The 3,221-nt window shown below is 57.7% G+C and carries 2 protein-coding genes and 1 pseudogene; 2 read left to right on the top strand and 1 reads right to left on the bottom strand.

The annotated features are described in order from the left end of the window. Both VGE80_RS15710 and VGE80_RS15705 read left to right on the top strand, forming a co-directional pair. A pseudogene (locus VGE80_RS15710) lies at nucleotides 1-233 on the top strand (sulfatase-like hydrolase/transferase); the annotation flags it as partial. A 90-nt stretch (nucleotides 234-323) separates the two neighbouring features. After that, entirely contained in the window at nucleotides 324-1,772 is a 1,449-nt protein-coding gene (locus tag VGE80_RS15705; RefSeq protein ID WP_440593324.1) for a sulfatase family protein, read from the top strand. A 515-nt stretch (nucleotides 1,773-2,287) separates the two neighbouring features. Here the strand turns inward: VGE80_RS15705 and VGE80_RS15700 are convergent. Further along, nucleotides 2,288-2,878, bottom strand: a complete 591-nt coding sequence (locus VGE80_RS15700) for a hypothetical protein (RefSeq protein WP_373650000.1) — start codon at nucleotides 2,876-2,878, stop codon at nucleotides 2,288-2,290. Nucleotides 2,879-3,221 lie beyond the last annotated feature (343 nt).

Here is a 3,221-nt window from a genome sequence, read left to right as displayed (position 1 = left end):
CCTATCTGGGATTGCAGCGTATGGTTGAGTCGGACGGTTTCAAGTTGATCGTCTATCCGAAGGCGAATCGCCTGCGACTGTATCACCTTGCCGAAGATCCCCTGGAAAAGCACGATCTGGCCGACGACCCGCGGTATCGTTCTCAGATTCTCAGGCTGGCCAAAGCCCTGCGGGAGAACCAGGAGCGAACAGGTGACTCGCTCTCGCTGGCGAGCTTACTGCCTGCGGAATAGTCTGGAGGTTTCGCATCGAGTTCGCTCCAGGGACCGCACCTCGCTCATCCGCCTCTCCTTCAAAACGCATAACAGGGAAAGTCCTTCTGCATGATGTCTCACCTGAGGATACTCGCTCACAAAACTCGTTTTTCGTTCCCGTCGGCGATGACCATCGGTCAAAGAGGCCCGTGGTCGATTCTTTCGCTGGCGTTGGTCCTTATCGCCTCGACAGGGGTTTGTCTGGCTGACGGTGACCGTCTGAAGCCCAATGTGATTCTGATTCTGACCGACGATCAGGGAACGGTCGATGCGGGGTGCTACGGCGCGAAAGATCTGCAGACGCCGAACATGGATGCAATAGCGGCTCGCGGAGTCCGCTTCACTCAGTTCTATGCAGCCGCCCCGGTTTGCTCTCCCTCTCGAGCGGGCCTGGTAACGGGACGCTACCCGGTACGGGCAGGAGTTTCGAATAACGTCAGCTCGACCGCGGGAGTGGCCGGCATGCCTAACTCCCAGACGACGATTGCGGAGACGTTTCAGGCCGCTGGATATGCCACTGCGCATATTGGCAAGTGGCACCTGGGCTACAGCGGCGAGACCATGCCGCTGGCTCAGGGCTTTGGACTCTCGGTCGGGCACATGGGGGGCTGTATTGATAACTTCTCGCACTTCTTTTACTGGCAGGGACCGAATCGACACGACCTGCACAAAAATGGAGTGGAGATTCAGCGACCGGGGCGGTACTTCCCCGACCTGATGGTGGAAGAAGCGGGGCAGTTCATCGAGTCACATCGTGAGAAACCGTTCTTCATGTACTTCGCGCTGAATGGGCCCCACTACCCCTATCAGGGAGATCCCGAATGGCTGGAGCATTATCAGGATCTCCCCTACCCTCGTAATTTGTATGCAGCGTTTCTGTCATCGATCGATGCACGCATTGGTGCGCTGCTGAAACGGGTCGACGAAGCAGGTCTGCGGGAGCGGACGATTGTTGTATTCCAGTCCGATCATGGCCATTCGACCGAAGAACGAGGCCACCTCGGTGGAGGAAGTGCCGGTCCTTACCGTGGAGCGAAGTTCAGCCTGTTCGAAGGGGGCATCCGGGTCCCGGCGATGATCTCGTGCCCTGCCGGTCTGCCACAGGGCGTTGAACGCAATCAACTCGCTCATTCCTGCGACTGGTTGCCGACAGTCGCCGAACTGGCGGGTATTCCCTTAGTCAATCCGGATCTTGACGGTCTGAGTCTGGTCTCCGTGCTGAAATCGGAAGACGCACCCACGCCCCACACAACAGTGCACTGGCATGTTGGTGACAAGGGGGGCCAATGGGCTGTCCGCGAAGGAGACTGGAAGCTGATTGGCAACGCCATCGACAGCTCGGGGGGAGAACTGACCCCTGATGACAAGAAGCTGTTTCTTTCGAATGTGGTGAGCGATCCTGCCGAGCGTCACAACTTCGCCGCACAGCAGCCCGAGCTCGTGAAAAAATTGCAGCAGTCTCACGATACCTGGCACGCAACAGCCGTCGCCACGGGCACAGCGAAAACATCACGCTGATCGTCTTTCCAGTGTTCCTGTTGCTGCGCTGTGCGTGGGTTTCACGGCCCCGCACAGTTCGCGGAACCCAAAGCCGTCTCTCGCAGGACCAGCAAGCCGAGGTCGTCCCTACCTGAGTCGCCGCAGTTGGGCTTTCCGCAGCTCGGTCGCCCAGCCTCCCTGCGTGATGTGCCGACGGTTTGCCCGCGATCTCTCTGGTTGCGACCTGGGGTTGGGTAAATTTTTGGGAGCGGGTCATCCCCCCCGCAGAGGTCTCGTTGCACTTGCCCACGGCGACGGGCGAGGTTTCTCGGCGCCTGATTCTCTTTCCCGGTAGGACTTGGGGCTTTTTGCGAGCGGTTTTTCACTGATCGGGGAGCGTCCTCTCGTTGCGAGGGGGCCACACTGCAAGGGGTCACACAGAGACAGGCGATGCGTTTGCGAGGTGATCAAAACGAGAAAGACCACGACTGCCGGAGCGGTCGTGGTCTTTGTTGTGTTCTCGGGTTTTTGATCGCCTGCGGGTCGGGCAAGAACTATTGGATCGAGTTCGGGCCGGCACAGCGAATCAGGTGATCGTGGTCGATGTAGACGACCTGGATTGATTCGTCTTCGTGGCGGAAGGGGATCGGCCAGTCAGACCGCTTGATCAGGTCATAGTAGACCGTGCACTTGTAGTGACAGTGGTGCAGTCGAGCGGGGCCGGCGAGCGGGAAGAAGCGGCATTCATCCAGCCGGTCGACAATCGGTTCGGTCACGATCTTGACGTTGTTGCGAACCGTTTCGGCCAGGAAGACCCAGCCGCCCGAGGTTTCCTGGGGCAGTGCCCGCATGACCTCGTCAGCAGAGGGGGGATCCATGCAGAAGATGGGTGCATGTTCACCTTCCACGGGGTCCAGAATCGGTACTTTGTCGTACCGTTCTTCTTTGATGTAAGCATCTTCGATCAGCTCACTGTAGTACGGACTCACCGGAATCAGGGGTGTCGTACCATAGAAAGAGCTGAGCGTGAAGGCCATGGTCAGCATTCTGCCGAACAGGACGCATCCGCTGTTGCTCATCATCATCACGCCAATCGCGGTGATTAGAGCAAATCGCTTCGTTACTGAGCCAGGCTTCGTCATCATTTCTCTCCGGCAGTTCCCGAACCCGCTGAATTGGCGATCATGGGACCGTGTATAGCTTTAGTATCGAAAATACTGATTGAAGACTTGCGAGAATTTTCCGATTTTTCTGATAGTAGGAACTGGAATCCCCATATCGGTTTGGGGCAGCCAGGCACTGGCGTGCGTGACACCTAAGGTCCCTCTCCTCTGTCTACCATCAACCGGTGGCTGGGCACTGAAATGATTAAACAGAAACGTCTGCGGCAGTATTCCCGCCGCAGACGTCGAGCCATTCGGGTACCATCACTCTGTTTACACAGAGTCGTTTCCATGCACTTTACGCAGGGAGCCCGCCATTCCGGAT

Origin of the sequence: Schlesneria sp., from assembly GCF_036405755.1 — a bacterium.
GTDB classification, from domain to species: Bacteria; Planctomycetota; Planctomycetia; order Planctomycetales; family Planctomycetaceae; genus Schlesneria; species Schlesneria sphaerica.
The sequence above is the reverse complement of the archived record's forward strand: the minus strand, read 5'-3'. Positions and strand labels throughout refer to the sequence as shown.